This window comes from Aequorivita antarctica, assembly GCF_007997155.1.
Classification (GTDB): Bacteria; Bacteroidota; Bacteroidia; order Flavobacteriales; family Flavobacteriaceae; genus Aequorivita; species Aequorivita antarctica.
In genome coordinates this window covers 333,322-346,335 of sequence record NZ_VORT01000002.1, presented here as the reverse complement: position 1 = coordinate 346,335, position 13,014 = coordinate 333,322, and the positions used below count along the sequence as shown (strand labels likewise).

The window sequence follows — 13,014 nt, the reverse complement described above, 5'->3', positions numbered from 1 at the left end:
TTATTAAAAATTAATGATATGCAGGATTTAAAAGTTAGAACCAAACAATTTACTTTGGACTGTTTGGGATTATGTGCAAAAATCCCAAAGTCAAGGGAATATGATTCCATAGTTCGCCAACTTATTCGCTCATCAAGTTCCGTTGGTGCAAATTATCGGGCAGCTAACCGCGCAAAATCCGATCGCGATTTTATAAACAAACTAAAAATTGTGGAGGAAGAAGCAGACGAAAGCATGTTTTGGTTGGAAATATTATTAGAGATTGATTCAAAAAACAACAAAACCATTCAACAATTAATAAACGAAAGCAACGAATTGGTAGCCATTACCGTCGCTTCCATAAAAACAGCAAGAAAAAGATTATGATAAATATTTTTCAAATCTCAAAACTCAATCTCGTCGCTCGTCGATCGTAACTCGTACTTCAAGATATGTTGACTAAAAGAATAATACCGTGTTTGGATATAAAAAACGGCAGAACCGTGAAAGGAATAAATTTCCTCGATTTGCGTGACGCCGGAGATCCTGTAGAACTTGCAAAATTCTATTCTGAAAACGGAGCGGATGAGTTAGTTTTTTTGGATATTTCAGCGACTGAAGAACGGAGAAAAACGTTGGCTGACTTAGTTTTAAAGGTAGCAGAAACCATTAATATCCCCTTTACAGTGGGTGGTGGTATTTCTTCAGTGGAAGATGTAGAAATTCTGCTGAATAACGGAGCTGATAAGGTTTCTATAAATTCTTCCGCAGTAAAAAATCCGCAATTAATAAATGACCTGGCTTCAAGGTTTGGTTCACAGTGCATCGTAGTGGCCATTGATGCAAAACAGATTGACGGAAACTGGAAAGTTCATTTAGTGGGAGGGAAGGTACCTACCGAGTTAGATTTGTTTGAGTGGGCAAAAGAAGTAGAACAGCGAGGTGCTGGAGAAATTCTTTTTACATCGATGAATAACGACGGGACCAAAAATGGGTTTGCAAATGAGGCTTTGTCAAAACTCTCAACGGGATTGAACATTCCTATAATCGCTTCCGGAGGGGCGGGAACTATGCAGCATTTTACTGATGCTTTTGTTGAAGGAAAGGCAGATGCCGCTTTAGCTGCCAGTGTTTTTCACTTTAAAGAAATTACAATATCAGATTTAAAAAACGAATTACAAACACAGGGAATTCCGGTTCGAATTATAACTTAAGAACAAAAAAAAATTAAACGATGAATATAGATTTTAAAAAATACAGTGATGAGCTAGTGCCAGCGATAATTCAGGATAATACCACCAATAAGGTATTGATGTTGGGCTATATGAACGAAGAGGCTTTTTTGAAAACCAACCAGTCCAAAAAAGTTACTTTTTTCAGCAGGAGCAAGCAAAGACTTTGGACAAAAGGGGAAGAAAGTGGCAATTTTTTGAATCTCGTTTCAATTGCGGTAGATTGTGATAATGATGCTCTACTTATAAAGGTGAAACCCACAGGTCCCGTTTGTCACAAAGGCACTGATACTTGTTGGGAGGAAGAGAATATTTCAAATTTTGGCTTTCTTTCAGAATTAGAAAATATTATTGAAAATAGAAAAGATCACGCTGATAATGAGGATTCGTATGTTTCATCCCTTTTCAGAAAAGGGATAAACAAAATAGCCCAGAAAGTAGGTGAGGAAGCAGTGGAAGTGGTTATTGAAGCAAAGGACAACAATGACGAACTATTTTTGGGAGAAAGCGCAGATTTGCTTTTTCATTACTTGATTCTGCTTCAGGCAAAGGGTTTTACGCTGAGTGATGTAGAGAAAATACTTCGGAAACGCCATAAACAGGAATAATCTTTATACTTTTTCCTACCTTTAAAAAATAATCCATTTTTTTATGTCTGCTAAAAGAAGAAAAAAACAACAAACCACTAAAATACAACCCAAAAGAGCCAAAAATCTTTCTCCGGGAACTGTTAGCTACACGGGAAAAAAAACAATTACCAATACGCAGCTTGATATAATTGATTATTCAAAAGAACATTATAACCGTTTTGAAACGCATGCTATCGAGGATGCATTCAAATATGAGGATTCCACACATATTACCTGGATAAATGTAAACGGCTTGAGCAATGCGGATGATATAATAACCTTGGGTAATCACTTTGAATTGCACCCGTTGATACAGGAAGACATCGTTACCACCAACCAACGCCCAAAGATTGACGAGTATGAAGAATATCTCTTCATTGTCTTTAAGATGTTGCATTATGACGATAACGAGCTGTTAACCAATGAACATGTGAGTATGGTAATGGGGAAAGATTACGTTCTTACCTTTCAAGAGGCTGAAGGCGATGTTTTTGGAGATCTCCGAGAACGTTTGGAGCACGGAAAAGGAAGAATAAGAGGTGTAGGAGCTGATTATTTAATGTTCGCTATCTTGGATGCGGTTGTGGATAATTATTTTACTGTCATTGATTTTTTAAGCAATAAATTAGAATTACTGGAAGACAAGCTTTTTGGTGATAAAGAAGACCCAAATATCACGGAAGATATCCAAGAGCTTAAAAAGGAAATATTAAAAATCCGAAAGGCTGTAGTGCCTTTAAGGGAAGTGATAAACAGGCTTGAAAAAATAGAAACTCCACTTATTGAAGAACGGACCAATAAGTACATCCGCGATCTTTATGACCACATTATTCAAGTAAACGAAAGCGTTGAAATATACCGCGATATGATCTGGGGCTTGATGGATATGTATATGACCACCATTAGCAATAAGATGAACGAAGTGATGAAGGTGCTGACCATTATGGCTTCCATTTTTATTCCTTTGACCTTCCTTGCAGGAATTTATGGGATGAATTTTAAAAACATGCCCGAACTTGACTTTAAGTACGGATACTACTACCTATTGGGTTCTATGGTTTTAGTGTTCTTTGCAATGATTTGGTATTTTAAAAGAAAGAAGTGGTTGTAGGGTACTGATTTTCCACCGTATATCTATTTTCACTATATTTAGGCATGTCGTTATTTATATCCAAAAATTATGCGATTATTTTTATTCTTTATTTTGATTCTCTTGGGGTGCAGTTGTAAAAGTGAAAAGAAATCAAATGAAGCCATGGATATTGTTGAACCCAAACGTGCAGAACTGAGCTTTGACTCCCAAATTTTTCTTGGAAATCGATTGTTTTCAGAGAAAACATGTATAACCTGCCATGATGTAAACCGGGTAAAAAAAGCACCTTCCGTCAAGGAAATCATGGCTGTTTATAAAGAAAAAAATGGTGACATCGTTGCGTTTTTAAAGGGAAACGCACAACCCATTGTTGACACCACGGCTACTCAAGTGGCCATTATGCAAAAGAATATCGATGGTTTCTTAAAAAAAATAACCGACGAAGAACTGAATTCCTTATCCATCTATATGCTGCATATCGATAAATTATATCCGGAATAGCATATTTTAAAGCTGTAATTTATACTTCCCTTGCGCGCACCCAAGCACCTTGATTATGTATTTATTCCAAAGCCTGTAAGAAATTTTATACTTTTAAGTTAGTATTATGCCTGAATCTCCCAATGAAATAAGCACAGTTGATATTTCGTATATTCTAGATAACTCATGGGGCCTAACTGAAAGCGAGTGGAGCTTACACAATAAAAGTTCACGAAACAATACCCTTTCAGAAATAGTTAGACGTCTTAAATTAACTGCTGCAGATGGTTTTTCCAATATATGGAGAACACCAACTAATGAACCTATAGCCATTTTAGGGGTTCATAAAGTTGAGGATAAAAAATATGAAACCTTCTTTATTGCAAGCAAACACATGGATGAATCTGCACTGAAATTAAGCTTTGATATGCGCAAGATTTTAAAGGAAAAAACTTCTATTTATAAAGGATGCTCCTGTGGATTGTACTCTACCTCAGACCATCCCAGTCAAATTAACTGGTTTCGGTTTCTAGGCTTTAGCTATATCCCGGAGGGAGATCTAGGCAATACCCGATATTTTGAATACAAACCGTCGAATAGCTAACAAAAAGTTTTCCTACAAGCTAAATAACGCCCAAATCAAACGTGAAAAATCTTGACTGTTATCTCTAAAAATAACTATTGGAAGTTATTTTCAAGCCCATTCGATAATGAAATTAACAGCTTCGGACAGTAATTGAAGGGTTTTATACAGTTTTAATATATTGATTCACAGTATTTTGTTACCTTAACACTTAATTTATGAGCAGTACTACTAACCTTAAAAAATAAAATTATGTGCGGGACAAAACCAACCAAGATTACCCTTACCATTGGCGCAACAACAGCCAACCCATTTCCACCTACTTTAACAGATGATGGTGGTTTTACGTCTATTACAGAACCGGGAGACAAAAACACAGTTACCCTAGTAAGCCCTGGAAACATTATGATTTGGAAAAAATCAGAAGATGTTTCCAAGATTATTGCAATTGTAGAAACTGGCGGGGATGATGTATTTAGTTCCAACCCCACGCTGCAACCAGACGGAACCTGGCAGGCCGTAGTTGGTAATTTTCCAGCAGGAAACGAAAAATCATATAGCATTGTCTATGCCGTAAGTGGAGCACCTTGTGACTGCTATTGTCAAGATCCAGTAATGAAAATTAATCCTCAGCAATAATTATGATTGTTAATAGAAAAGCCTATTTCTTAATAATAGGCTTTTTTTGCCTTTTCAATAGTACTATTATTGCTCAGGATCAGCGTATTGCAGACAGCCTGGCGGGGATATATCGTGCAGATACTCTTAAAGGCAATGAAAAGTTAGAATTACTTAGAGAGCTGTCTTTTAATGAAGTAAAGGACAATCAACGTAGCCTTCAATATGCTGAAGAGTTAATACAGCTATCTGAAAAAATGGGTGATTATCCCTATTTATCGCAAGGGTATTATCAAAAGGGGAGTGCTCATAGATTGTTGGGCAATCTAGAAGAAGCCGTAAAGGCTTTTTTCAAAAGTGCAGAATTTGCAAGAAAAATAAATAAATTTTCTTTAGAGGGCAGTGCCTATGGCGCAATTGCTAGTGTATATTCCATCACAGACAATCATAAAAATGCAATGCTCTACTATAACAAGGCTATTGCCACACTCCGAAAAGATAAAGATAAAGTGGCATTAGCATCAACAATATTAAATGCTGGAGACGCGCTCCTCACTAAAAAGAAGTACGATTCTGCACTTGTGTACTTCAAAGAATCAGGTGAAATTTTTGAACAGCTTAATTATGCTACTGGAAAAGCATATAATCTAGGCAACATAGGTATGGTATATGCCAATACTGGGAAAAAAGAGTTGGCCGAAAAGAACATCAATGAAGCTATCCATATTTTGCAAGAATCTGAGGATTATTACCCAATTAGTGTTTATCTCATGGCAATGTCTGATATCTACTTAGAAAAAGGGCAATGGCAGGCCGCAATTGATTATTCTAAAAGAAGTCTCACGCTTGCAAAACAATATGGTTTAAAGGAACAGATTGGTGATGCCAATAAAAAAATAGCTGAACTTTACGAGCAGGCCGGTGACTCTGTGCTATCCTACAAATATTATAAGTCGTATATCATTTATAGGGATAGTGTTGTCAATGTAAAAAATGTGCAACAAATGGGCGATTTGCGCACAAATTATGAAGTTTCGCAAAAACAGATAGAAGTAGATTTACTGGACCAAAAAAGAAAAAACCAACGCAATATAATAATTGCCACTGCTATCGCCCTGTTTTTGATAATACTCATGGCCATTGGCTTATATAGGCGCAACAACTTCATAAGAAAAACAAAAAAGATTATTGAACAAGAACGGGATCGCTCAGATAGTTTATTGCTAAATATACTTCCCGAGGAAACTGCAGCCGAATTAAAGCAAAATGGTGCGGTAAAAGCCAAAAAATACGATTCCGTGACAGTGTTATTTACCGATTTTAAGGGATTCACCAATTATTCGGAAAAGCTATCGCCAGAAGCCTTGGTAGAAACAGTGAGCTTTTACTTTTCAAGGTTTGATGAAATTGTAGAAAAACACGGTCTGGAAAAAATCAAGACCATAGGCGATGCCTATATGTGTGCAGGGGGGCTGCATAGCAATACGGAAGATCACGCCAAAAGAATGATATTGGCCGCTATTGAAATCGCCGCATTTGTAGAGAAAACAAAAAAAGATGTATCAGCAAGCGAACTCACTTTTGATATCCGAATAGGCATCAATACGGGGCCCGTTGTTGCGGGCGTAGTGGGAACCAAGAAATTTGCCTATGATATATGGGGAGATACCGTAAATGTAGCTTCCCGTATGGAAACCATGTCTGAGCCCGGAAAAATAAATATTGGGGAAAACACCTATGAACTTGTAAAAGATACTTTTGAATGTGAATATAGAGGAGAAATAGCTGTCAAAAATAGAGGCGCAATGAAAATGTATTTTATAAACAACAATTAAGTCGAGGCCCATGAGGGAAGCATAATGCTTTTTCAACTAAAGCTATAGTAAAAAAAATGGTGTGTGGGCTGAAAAACCTACAACCAGACAAATAGATTATATTCAATGTTGATCTCTATTGAATAATTTATTTACTAATTTGATCCAAAAAGTAAACAGAACCCATTAAAAAGAGAACCCATGGCAAAGGCACTGCAATATCCCGAAGGTATAATCGATTTTGAAATTTTAATTAATGGCACTAAAATTAAGGATACTATCGAGGTAAAAGAGCTGTTAATTGAAATGGAGGTTAATCGAATAACGTCAGCCATGATTGTTGTTCACGATGGGGGAGCAGATGGTTCAGAAAATGAGTCTTATATAAATAGTGAGGGTTCAGACTTTATTCCTGGTAACGAAATTGAAATACGTCTTGGTTATAATAATAAAAAGGAAGAGGTTTTTAAAGGATTAATTATTTCCCAACAACTCAAAGTTAAAGGCTATAAATCACAGCTTACGGTTTTATGCAAAGACAAAGCAGTGAAAATGACAAAAGGCAGGCACAATGCTGTATTTCAAAATATTATAGATTCAGATGCTTTAAAAAGCATTGTTAAAAATTATGGATTAAAACTTGAAATAGATGCTACAACTGTTTCACATCCAGTTTTAATGCAGTATAACTGTTCAGATTGGGATTATCTTGTTATAAGAGCAGAAGCCAATAATATGCTCGTAACTACCTATCAAAATAAACTTAGTGTAAAGAAGATTGACTTTAACACAACGCCTGAGTTGGAAATAAATGCTACTCAATTTATAATTGATATTGATCTAAGATTGCAAAGCGAAAACCTTTCCGAAGCTTATAATATGTCAGCATGGAATCCAGATACACAACAAGAAATAAAGAGTACGCACCTCATTGAGGATTCTTTAAATCAAGGAAATTTAAACGCTAAAAAACTGTCTGCAGTGTTAAGCAATACTTCAAACAGTTATTCATCAACTTCTCTTGATACTGATGAAATGAAAGTTTGGTTAGCATCGCGGGCAAATTCAGCGATTCTGGAAAAGATTCAGGGGAAAATTACTGTTCTAGGAACTACAAAAGTTATTCCGGGCAATATTATTAAGCTTTCAGGATTTAGCGCTCGCTTTAATGGTAATGCCTTTATTTCAAAAGTTACACATAGTTTGCAAGATGGCGAATGGTTAACTGAATTATATGTGGGTAGATCGGCAAAACTTCATGCCGCTTTAAATGATGTTGAAGATTTAGGGGCATCAGGATTGTCACCCGCTTTAAGAGGTACTCAAATTGCAACGGTTAAACAAATACATGAAGACCCTTCTAATAAGTATCGAATTTTGGTAAGCTTGCCAATAAGTAATGGAAATGGGGAAGACTTAGCTATTTGGGCTAGAATTTCAGTCCCTTATGCTTCTGCAGATGCTGGCCTTTTCTTCTTTCCTGAAGTAGGGGATGAGGTTCTCCTAACTTTTATGAATAATGACCCGCGATTTCCAGTCATAATCGGATCGCTTTATAGTGCTAAAAATAAGCCTAAGGAAACACCCGATGAAAAGAACCAATTCAAATCCATTTATTCTAAATCTGGTATCCATATAACCTTTGATGATGAAGATAAAATTTTAACCATTGAGACTCCAGAAAAGAATACAATTGTGTTCGATGATAAAAATAAAAGCATCAATATTACTGATGTCAATGAAAACACCTTAGTTATGGATGAATCAGGAATAACAATGAATTCATCAAAGGATATAAATTTAAACGCCGATGGAAACATTAACCTTATAGCAAAATCTAATTTAGCAATGAAGGCAATGGCTGATGTAACATTGGATGGATTAAATATTAAACAAAGTGCCCAAACCTCATTTACAGCAAAAGCTAATGCCTCAGCAGAACTCTCAGCCTCTGGCCAAACTACTGTAAAAGGGGCTATGGTAATGATTAATTAAAAAACAAAAAAACTATGTCATTAGCAGCAAGACTTACAGATATGCACACTTGTCCAATGGAAACCCCAGGACTTCCACCTATTCCTCATGTGGGCGGTCCAATTGTTGGCCCCGGAGTACCTACAGTATTAATTGGTAGTATGCCCGCAGCCGTTGTTGGCGATAGTTGTGTTTGCGTAGGACCTCCAGACACCATTATAACAGGTTCAGCTACAGTATTGATTGGCGGTATGCCAGCAGCAAGAATGGGTGATGCCACTGCCCATGGCGGTACCATTGTTTTAGGATGCCCCACTGTAATAATAGGGGGTTGATGTTGATTTACTAAGGTATTAATTAAGAGAGATCCTTAAAAAAGTTTCCATAAACTAAAATTAAATTTTCATGACATTAATTATAAAAGAATTGATAATACGAGGGGTTGTAACTAAAAGCACTTCAGATAAGAATGAAGAATCATTGAATAATGAGGATTTATTGCAATACATGGAACAAATGAAAAAGTCAATTAAAGAGGAATGTATTGAAACGGTTTTATCAAAATTAGAATCAAAATCAAAACGATAATGAAGCAGGAGCAAAGCAGTATTTATAAATCTATTTTCAACTTCAACTATGAAAATAAGGCTTTGGCTTCTCGATGCAATAATGTGATTGAAACTGTTTTTGATTCTCAGATACACGCTGCCCTGGAAAATGCTATTTCATGTAAAATCCCAAATGAAATTAGTATCGAATTGGATATTTTAGAAATAGACATAGGCACTATTTCTGAAAAAGAACTTGAATCAGAACTACCGAAACGTATTGAAATTGCTTTCCAACAGGCTTTGGATACTAAATTAAACTTAAAGAATAACAATTTACAAGAAATGGAAGATGAAATATATATAAATAATTCAGGCTTAATCATAGTATGGCCTTTTTTACCACGCTTTTTTGAGCAATTGGATATGCTTGAAAACGGTGAATTTATTAATAGTGAAAACAGAAATAGAGGGGTGTATTTAATACAACAACTTGTTTATAACCAAATTGATTTTCCTGAGCATGAGCTTGTGCTAAACAAACTATTGGTTGGAATGCCCATAGAAGACCAATTGGAGCCTATTACTGAATTAACACAACAAGAAAAAGACCTAGCAGAAAGCCTTTTGAATGGGCTTATTCAAAACTGGGATAAAATAAAAAATACAACTATAGAAGGGGTTCAAGAAACCTTTTTACAACGAAATGGAATTTTAAAAATTGAAGAGGATAGAAGTAAACTGAGGGTTGAACAAACGGGAGTTGATGTATTAATGCAAACCATCCCCTGGAATATTTCTCTAATTAAGCTGCCGTGGATGGAAAATCCATTATATATAGATTGGGTTTAAAAGAACATTAATATCAAATATAAATTTCTTTAATCATCACATTAAGCAGAAACTATTATAAAATACTCCATAAAAGAGCGTTTAAACCACTTTTGCAATTTGACTTTTGCAATAAAAAAAATGTATCTTACAATCAAAACCATCAAGTATGCCAATATTTATGGACTTCCATGATCTGCCTGACGGCGTTTCAGCCAAGCATGTTGCAGAAATGCATCAAGCAGATTTAGATATTGAGCACAAATATAATTGTCGCGGATTAACCTATTGGTGTGATGAAAAAAGACAAACAGCCTTTTGTTTAATAGATGCACCAGATAAACAAGCGGTTTTAAATTTGCACCATCATTCGCACGGTGCTGTTCCACAACGTATTATTGAAGTTAATGACACCATTGTAGAATCTTTTTTAGGACGTATAGAAGACCCGGAAAAGTCTAAAAAAACCAGTCTTAACATTATTAACGATCCAGCTTTTAGAACGCTTATGGTTGTTACTATAAAGCATAAAACCTTAAGACTAACCGAAATAAAAACCTTAAAAGCCGCAATTAGAGGCTACACTTCTTCAATAAAAACCCTGACGTCTGAATTTAATGGCCGTTTGGTTCGGCAAGAAGCCAATAGCTTTTTAATGTCTTTTGCTTCTGTTACCGATGCGATACATTGTGGGCTAAAAATTAAAGGAACTCAAAATTGTGTTATAACCCCTGATTTAGACTTTAAAATAGGAATAAGCGCTGGGATTCCTGTTACTGAAAAAGAGGGCATTTTCGAAGACACCATAAAAATGGCCGAGCGTTTATGTGAGTATGTAAACAAACCTGTCTCCATAACATCTGAAGTGAAGGATTTATACGAAAGTGAGCATTTAAATGTTCCTATTAACAGTAGTCTTGTACATACATTAAGTAACACCGACGAAAAATTTCTTAACCACCTTATGGATCATACAGAGCAGGTATGGGATCAAACCACTTTAAATGCAAGCGACTTTAGTAAAGATTTAGGTTACAGCAAGTCGCAGCTCTATCGTAAAATGATGGCCGTCCTGGGAAAATCCCCCAATACATTTATAAAGGATTACCGTTTGGAACAAGCCTTACTTTTACTACAGAAAAAAACAGATAATATCTCTGAGGCTGCCTTTAAAATAGGCTTTAATAGTCCTGCCTACTTCTCAAAATGCTTTATGGAAAAATATGGTATACTTCCTTCCACATACATACAGCAGTATATAGTCTAAGTTCAATTTCTCCGAATTCCCAATGGTTCAAAATTCTCATTTTTTGAATTAATTTTAGCGGTGTGTCCTCTTTTGTCTCTTTAGTTTTGGAATATAACTAAAACAAAATATTATGAAGACAACACTTTACGAACGCTTAGGTGGCGAAGAAGGAATTAAATTGATAGTAGACGATACTGTTACTGCCCATATGAATAACCCCGCTATAAGTGCGCGTTTTCTGCCTTTTAAGGACAAACCCGAACAGTTGGCTGTTATTAAAAAACACACTGTAGATTTTTTTAGTGCTGGAAGCGGAGGCCCTGCCCATTATGGAGGAAAAGATATGGTAATGACGCATACAGGTATGAATATAAGTCCTGGGGAATATTTGCACGTAATGGATGATATTTTTATTGCCTTGGATAAGAATTCCATTTCTGAAGATTCAAAAACAGAAGTATTGGCCATACTCTGGTCCTTAAAAGATATGATAATTTCAAAATAACATGAAGAATTCAGTTAAAGAGATATCTCCACACATCATAAAAGCATTTGCCTCACAATTAAAAGGCAGGCTTATTTTACCAACAGACGCAGCCTATAATGAAACACGTAAAGTGTACAATGGCATGATAGATAAACATCCGGGGGTATTCGCTATGTGTGAAGATGCTAAGGATGTGATAGCGTCTGTAAATTTTGGAAGAGAAAACAATTTGTTGGTTGCCATAAGAGGAGGTGGCCATAACGGAGCAGGCTTAGGCTTATGTAATGATGGCTTGGTAATAGATTTATCAGGTATTAAGTTCGTAGACGTAGATACCGCTAACAACACCGTAAAAGTGGGAGGGGGAAACATTTGGAATGAAGTAGATAAGGCAACCCATGAATTTGGTTTGGCAATTCCTTCAGGAATGATTTCAACAACAGGAGTAGGAGGGTTAACACTTGGAGGAGGTGTAGGCTATTTAACGCGAAAGTATGGGCTGACTATAGACAATCTATTAGAAGCAGATATGGTTTTGGCAGATGGCAGCTTTGTTACCGTTAATGCTAGCGAAAATACCGACTTGTTTTGGGCCATTCGCGGGGGTGGTGGCAATTTTGGTGTGGTTACTTCATTTACATTTCAGGCGCATGCTGTTAAAATGCTAATGGGCGGACCTACCTTATGGCCAATAGAAAGAGTGGAAGAAATAATGGCCTGGTATGACACTTTTATTCAAGAAGCGCCAGAAGATTTAAATGGATTTATTGCAACCATGATTATTCCAGAATCTCCGTTTCCAACGCATTTACACAACAAAAAGTTTTGTGGCATTGTTTGGTGTTATGTGGGTGATCCTGAAAAGTTTGAAGCAATCTTTAAACCAGTACTAGATCTCGATCCAGTTTTTTCACATGTTGGTGAAATGCCTTATCCAGCCTTACAAACCTTATTTGACGGATTATTGCCAAAAGGATTGCAGTGGTACTGGAGAGCGGATTTTTTCAACGAATTAAGCCCAGAGATAAGCGCACAGCATTTAAAATTCGGTTCTAATGTACCAACCCCTTTATCGCAAATGCATTTATATCCAATAACTGGCGCAGCCAGTAGAGTTGGGGCGACAGATACTCCTTGGGCATATAGAGATGCCAAATATGCAGGTGTTTATATAGGAGTAGATCCAGATCCTGCAAATGCGACTAAAATTACCGATTGGTGTAAAGCGTATTATGAGGCTTTGCATACATATTCTGCAGGTGGTGCCTATTCAAACTTTATGATGGAAGAAGGGCAAGATCGTGTTAAAGCCAGTTATAAGCAGAACTATGATAGATTGGTTAAAATTAAAACTACCTACGATCCAGAGAACTTATTTAGAGTAAATCAGAATATTAAGAAATGAGTTTAGTTCAAATAATTGACTATTTTCTTTATGCCCTAATAATAAACAGACTAATTGGCGGTAATTAAATTTAATGGCACCATCTTTGCAAA

Annotated in this window: 15 protein-coding genes; all 15 read left to right on the top strand. The window is 36.2% G+C overall.

Annotation, left to right across the window (positions count from 1 at the left end; all coding sequences use genetic code 11):
* Positions 1-18 precede the first annotated feature (18 nt).
* The 15 genes from ESU54_RS04220 (at position 19) to ESU54_RS04150 (ending at position 12,922) form a co-directional block, all read left to right on the top strand.
* Positions 19-366, top strand: coding sequence for a four helix bundle protein (locus tag ESU54_RS04220; RefSeq protein WP_111843891.1), 348 nt, complete (start codon positions 19-21; stop codon positions 364-366).
* 65 nt (positions 367-431) lie between these two features.
* A complete protein-coding gene (hisF, locus tag ESU54_RS04215) occupies positions 432-1,193 on the top strand; it encodes an imidazole glycerol phosphate synthase subunit HisF (RefSeq protein WP_111843890.1) in 762 nt (253 codons plus the stop codon).
* 20 nt (positions 1,194-1,213) lie between these two features.
* Entirely contained in the window at positions 1,214-1,819 is a 606-nt protein-coding gene (gene hisIE, locus ESU54_RS04210) for a bifunctional phosphoribosyl-AMP cyclohydrolase/phosphoribosyl-ATP diphosphatase HisIE (protein WP_111843889.1), read from the top strand.
* A gap of 43 nt (positions 1,820-1,862) precedes the next feature.
* The gene (gene corA, locus ESU54_RS04205; protein ID WP_111843888.1) at positions 1,863-2,951 is read left to right on the top strand and encodes a magnesium/cobalt transporter CorA; all 1,089 of its coding nucleotides are present in this window, start codon (positions 1,863-1,865) and stop codon (positions 2,949-2,951) included.
* A 69-nt stretch (positions 2,952-3,020) separates the two neighbouring features.
* Positions 3,021-3,434: a c-type cytochrome gene (locus ESU54_RS04200; protein WP_111843887.1), complete on the top strand. Its 414-nt coding sequence runs from the start codon at positions 3,021-3,023 to the stop codon at positions 3,432-3,434.
* A gap of 106 nt (positions 3,435-3,540) precedes the next feature.
* On the top strand, positions 3,541-4,017 hold the full coding sequence (locus tag ESU54_RS04195; RefSeq protein ID WP_111843886.1) for a hypothetical protein: 477 nt from the start codon (positions 3,541-3,543) through the stop codon (positions 4,015-4,017).
* Between the two features lie 231 nt (positions 4,018-4,248).
* Positions 4,249-4,635, top strand: a complete 387-nt coding sequence (locus ESU54_RS04190) for a hypothetical protein (protein WP_111843885.1) — start codon at positions 4,249-4,251, stop codon at positions 4,633-4,635.
* 2 nt (positions 4,636-4,637) lie between these two features.
* Positions 4,638-6,449: an adenylate/guanylate cyclase domain-containing protein gene (locus ESU54_RS04185; RefSeq protein ID WP_111843884.1), complete on the top strand. Its 1,812-nt coding sequence runs from the start codon at positions 4,638-4,640 to the stop codon at positions 6,447-6,449.
* 180 nt (positions 6,450-6,629) lie between these two features.
* Positions 6,630-8,423 carry a type VI secretion system tip protein VgrG gene (vgrG, locus tag ESU54_RS04180; RefSeq protein ID WP_111843883.1) on the top strand — a complete coding sequence of 598 codons (1,794 nt, stop codon included), beginning with the start codon at positions 6,630-6,632 and terminating at the stop codon, positions 8,421-8,423.
* Positions 8,424-8,437: 14 nt separating this feature from the next.
* Positions 8,438-8,737 carry a PAAR domain-containing protein gene (locus tag ESU54_RS04175; RefSeq protein WP_111843882.1) on the top strand — a complete coding sequence of 100 codons (300 nt, stop codon included), beginning with the start codon at positions 8,438-8,440 and terminating at the stop codon, positions 8,735-8,737.
* 70 nt (positions 8,738-8,807) lie between these two features.
* Complete coding sequence (locus tag ESU54_RS04170) at positions 8,808-8,990, top strand: DUF5908 family protein (protein WP_111843881.1); 183 nt, start codon at positions 8,808-8,810, stop codon at positions 8,988-8,990.
* On the top strand, positions 8,990-9,802 hold the full coding sequence (locus ESU54_RS04165; RefSeq protein ID WP_111843880.1) for a contractile injection system tape measure protein: 813 nt from the start codon (positions 8,990-8,992) through the stop codon (positions 9,800-9,802). The genes ESU54_RS04170 and ESU54_RS04165 overlap by 1 nt, the downstream gene beginning before the upstream one ends.
* 148 nt (positions 9,803-9,950) lie before the next feature.
* On the top strand, positions 9,951-11,048 hold the full coding sequence (locus ESU54_RS04160) for a nickel-binding protein (RefSeq protein ID WP_111843879.1): 1,098 nt from the start codon (positions 9,951-9,953) through the stop codon (positions 11,046-11,048).
* Between the two features lie 112 nt (positions 11,049-11,160).
* The gene (locus ESU54_RS04155) at positions 11,161-11,535 is read left to right on the top strand and encodes a group I truncated hemoglobin (RefSeq protein ID WP_111843878.1); all 375 of its coding nucleotides are present in this window, start codon (positions 11,161-11,163) and stop codon (positions 11,533-11,535) included.
* Between the two features lies 1 nt (position 11,536).
* Positions 11,537-12,922, top strand: a complete 1,386-nt coding sequence (locus ESU54_RS04150; RefSeq protein WP_111843877.1) for an FAD-binding oxidoreductase — start codon at positions 11,537-11,539, stop codon at positions 12,920-12,922.
* The last annotated feature ends 92 nt before the right edge of the window (positions 12,923-13,014 follow it).

Excerpts from the sequence above, each read along its gene's own strand:
- ESU54_RS04200 (WP_111843887.1), top strand. The coding sequence starts at position 3,021 with ATGCGATTATTTTTATTCTTTATTTTGATTCTCTTGGGGTGCAGTTGT.
- ESU54_RS04185 (WP_111843884.1), top strand. The coding sequence starts at position 4,638 with ATGATTGTTAATAGAAAAGCCTATTTCTTAATAATAGGCTTTTTTTGC.
- ESU54_RS04195 (WP_111843886.1), top strand. The coding sequence starts at position 3,541 with ATGCCTGAATCTCCCAATGAAATAAGCACAGTTGATATTTCGTATATT.
- ESU54_RS04165 (WP_111843880.1), top strand. The coding sequence starts at position 8,990 with ATGAAGCAGGAGCAAAGCAGTATTTATAAATCTATTTTCAACTTCAAC.
- ESU54_RS04175 (WP_111843882.1), top strand. The coding sequence starts at position 8,438 with ATGTCATTAGCAGCAAGACTTACAGATATGCACACTTGTCCAATGGAA.
- ESU54_RS04155 (WP_111843878.1), top strand. The coding sequence starts at position 11,161 with ATGAAGACAACACTTTACGAACGCTTAGGTGGCGAAGAAGGAATTAAA.
- ESU54_RS04170 (WP_111843881.1), top strand. The coding sequence starts at position 8,808 with ATGACATTAATTATAAAAGAATTGATAATACGAGGGGTTGTAACTAAA.
- ESU54_RS04150 (WP_111843877.1), top strand. The coding sequence starts at position 11,537 with ATGAAGAATTCAGTTAAAGAGATATCTCCACACATCATAAAAGCATTT.
- vgrG (WP_111843883.1), top strand. The coding sequence starts at position 6,630 with ATGGCAAAGGCACTGCAATATCCCGAAGGTATAATCGATTTTGAAATT.
- corA (WP_111843888.1), top strand. The coding sequence starts at position 1,863 with ATGTCTGCTAAAAGAAGAAAAAAACAACAAACCACTAAAATACAACCC.
- hisIE (WP_111843889.1), top strand. The coding sequence starts at position 1,214 with ATGAATATAGATTTTAAAAAATACAGTGATGAGCTAGTGCCAGCGATA.
- ESU54_RS04190 (WP_111843885.1), top strand. The coding sequence starts at position 4,249 with ATGTGCGGGACAAAACCAACCAAGATTACCCTTACCATTGGCGCAACA.
- ESU54_RS04220 (WP_111843891.1), top strand. The coding sequence starts at position 19 with ATGCAGGATTTAAAAGTTAGAACCAAACAATTTACTTTGGACTGTTTG.
- ESU54_RS04160 (WP_111843879.1), top strand. The coding sequence starts at position 9,951 with ATGCCAATATTTATGGACTTCCATGATCTGCCTGACGGCGTTTCAGCC.
- hisF (WP_111843890.1), top strand. The coding sequence starts at position 432 with ATGTTGACTAAAAGAATAATACCGTGTTTGGATATAAAAAACGGCAGA.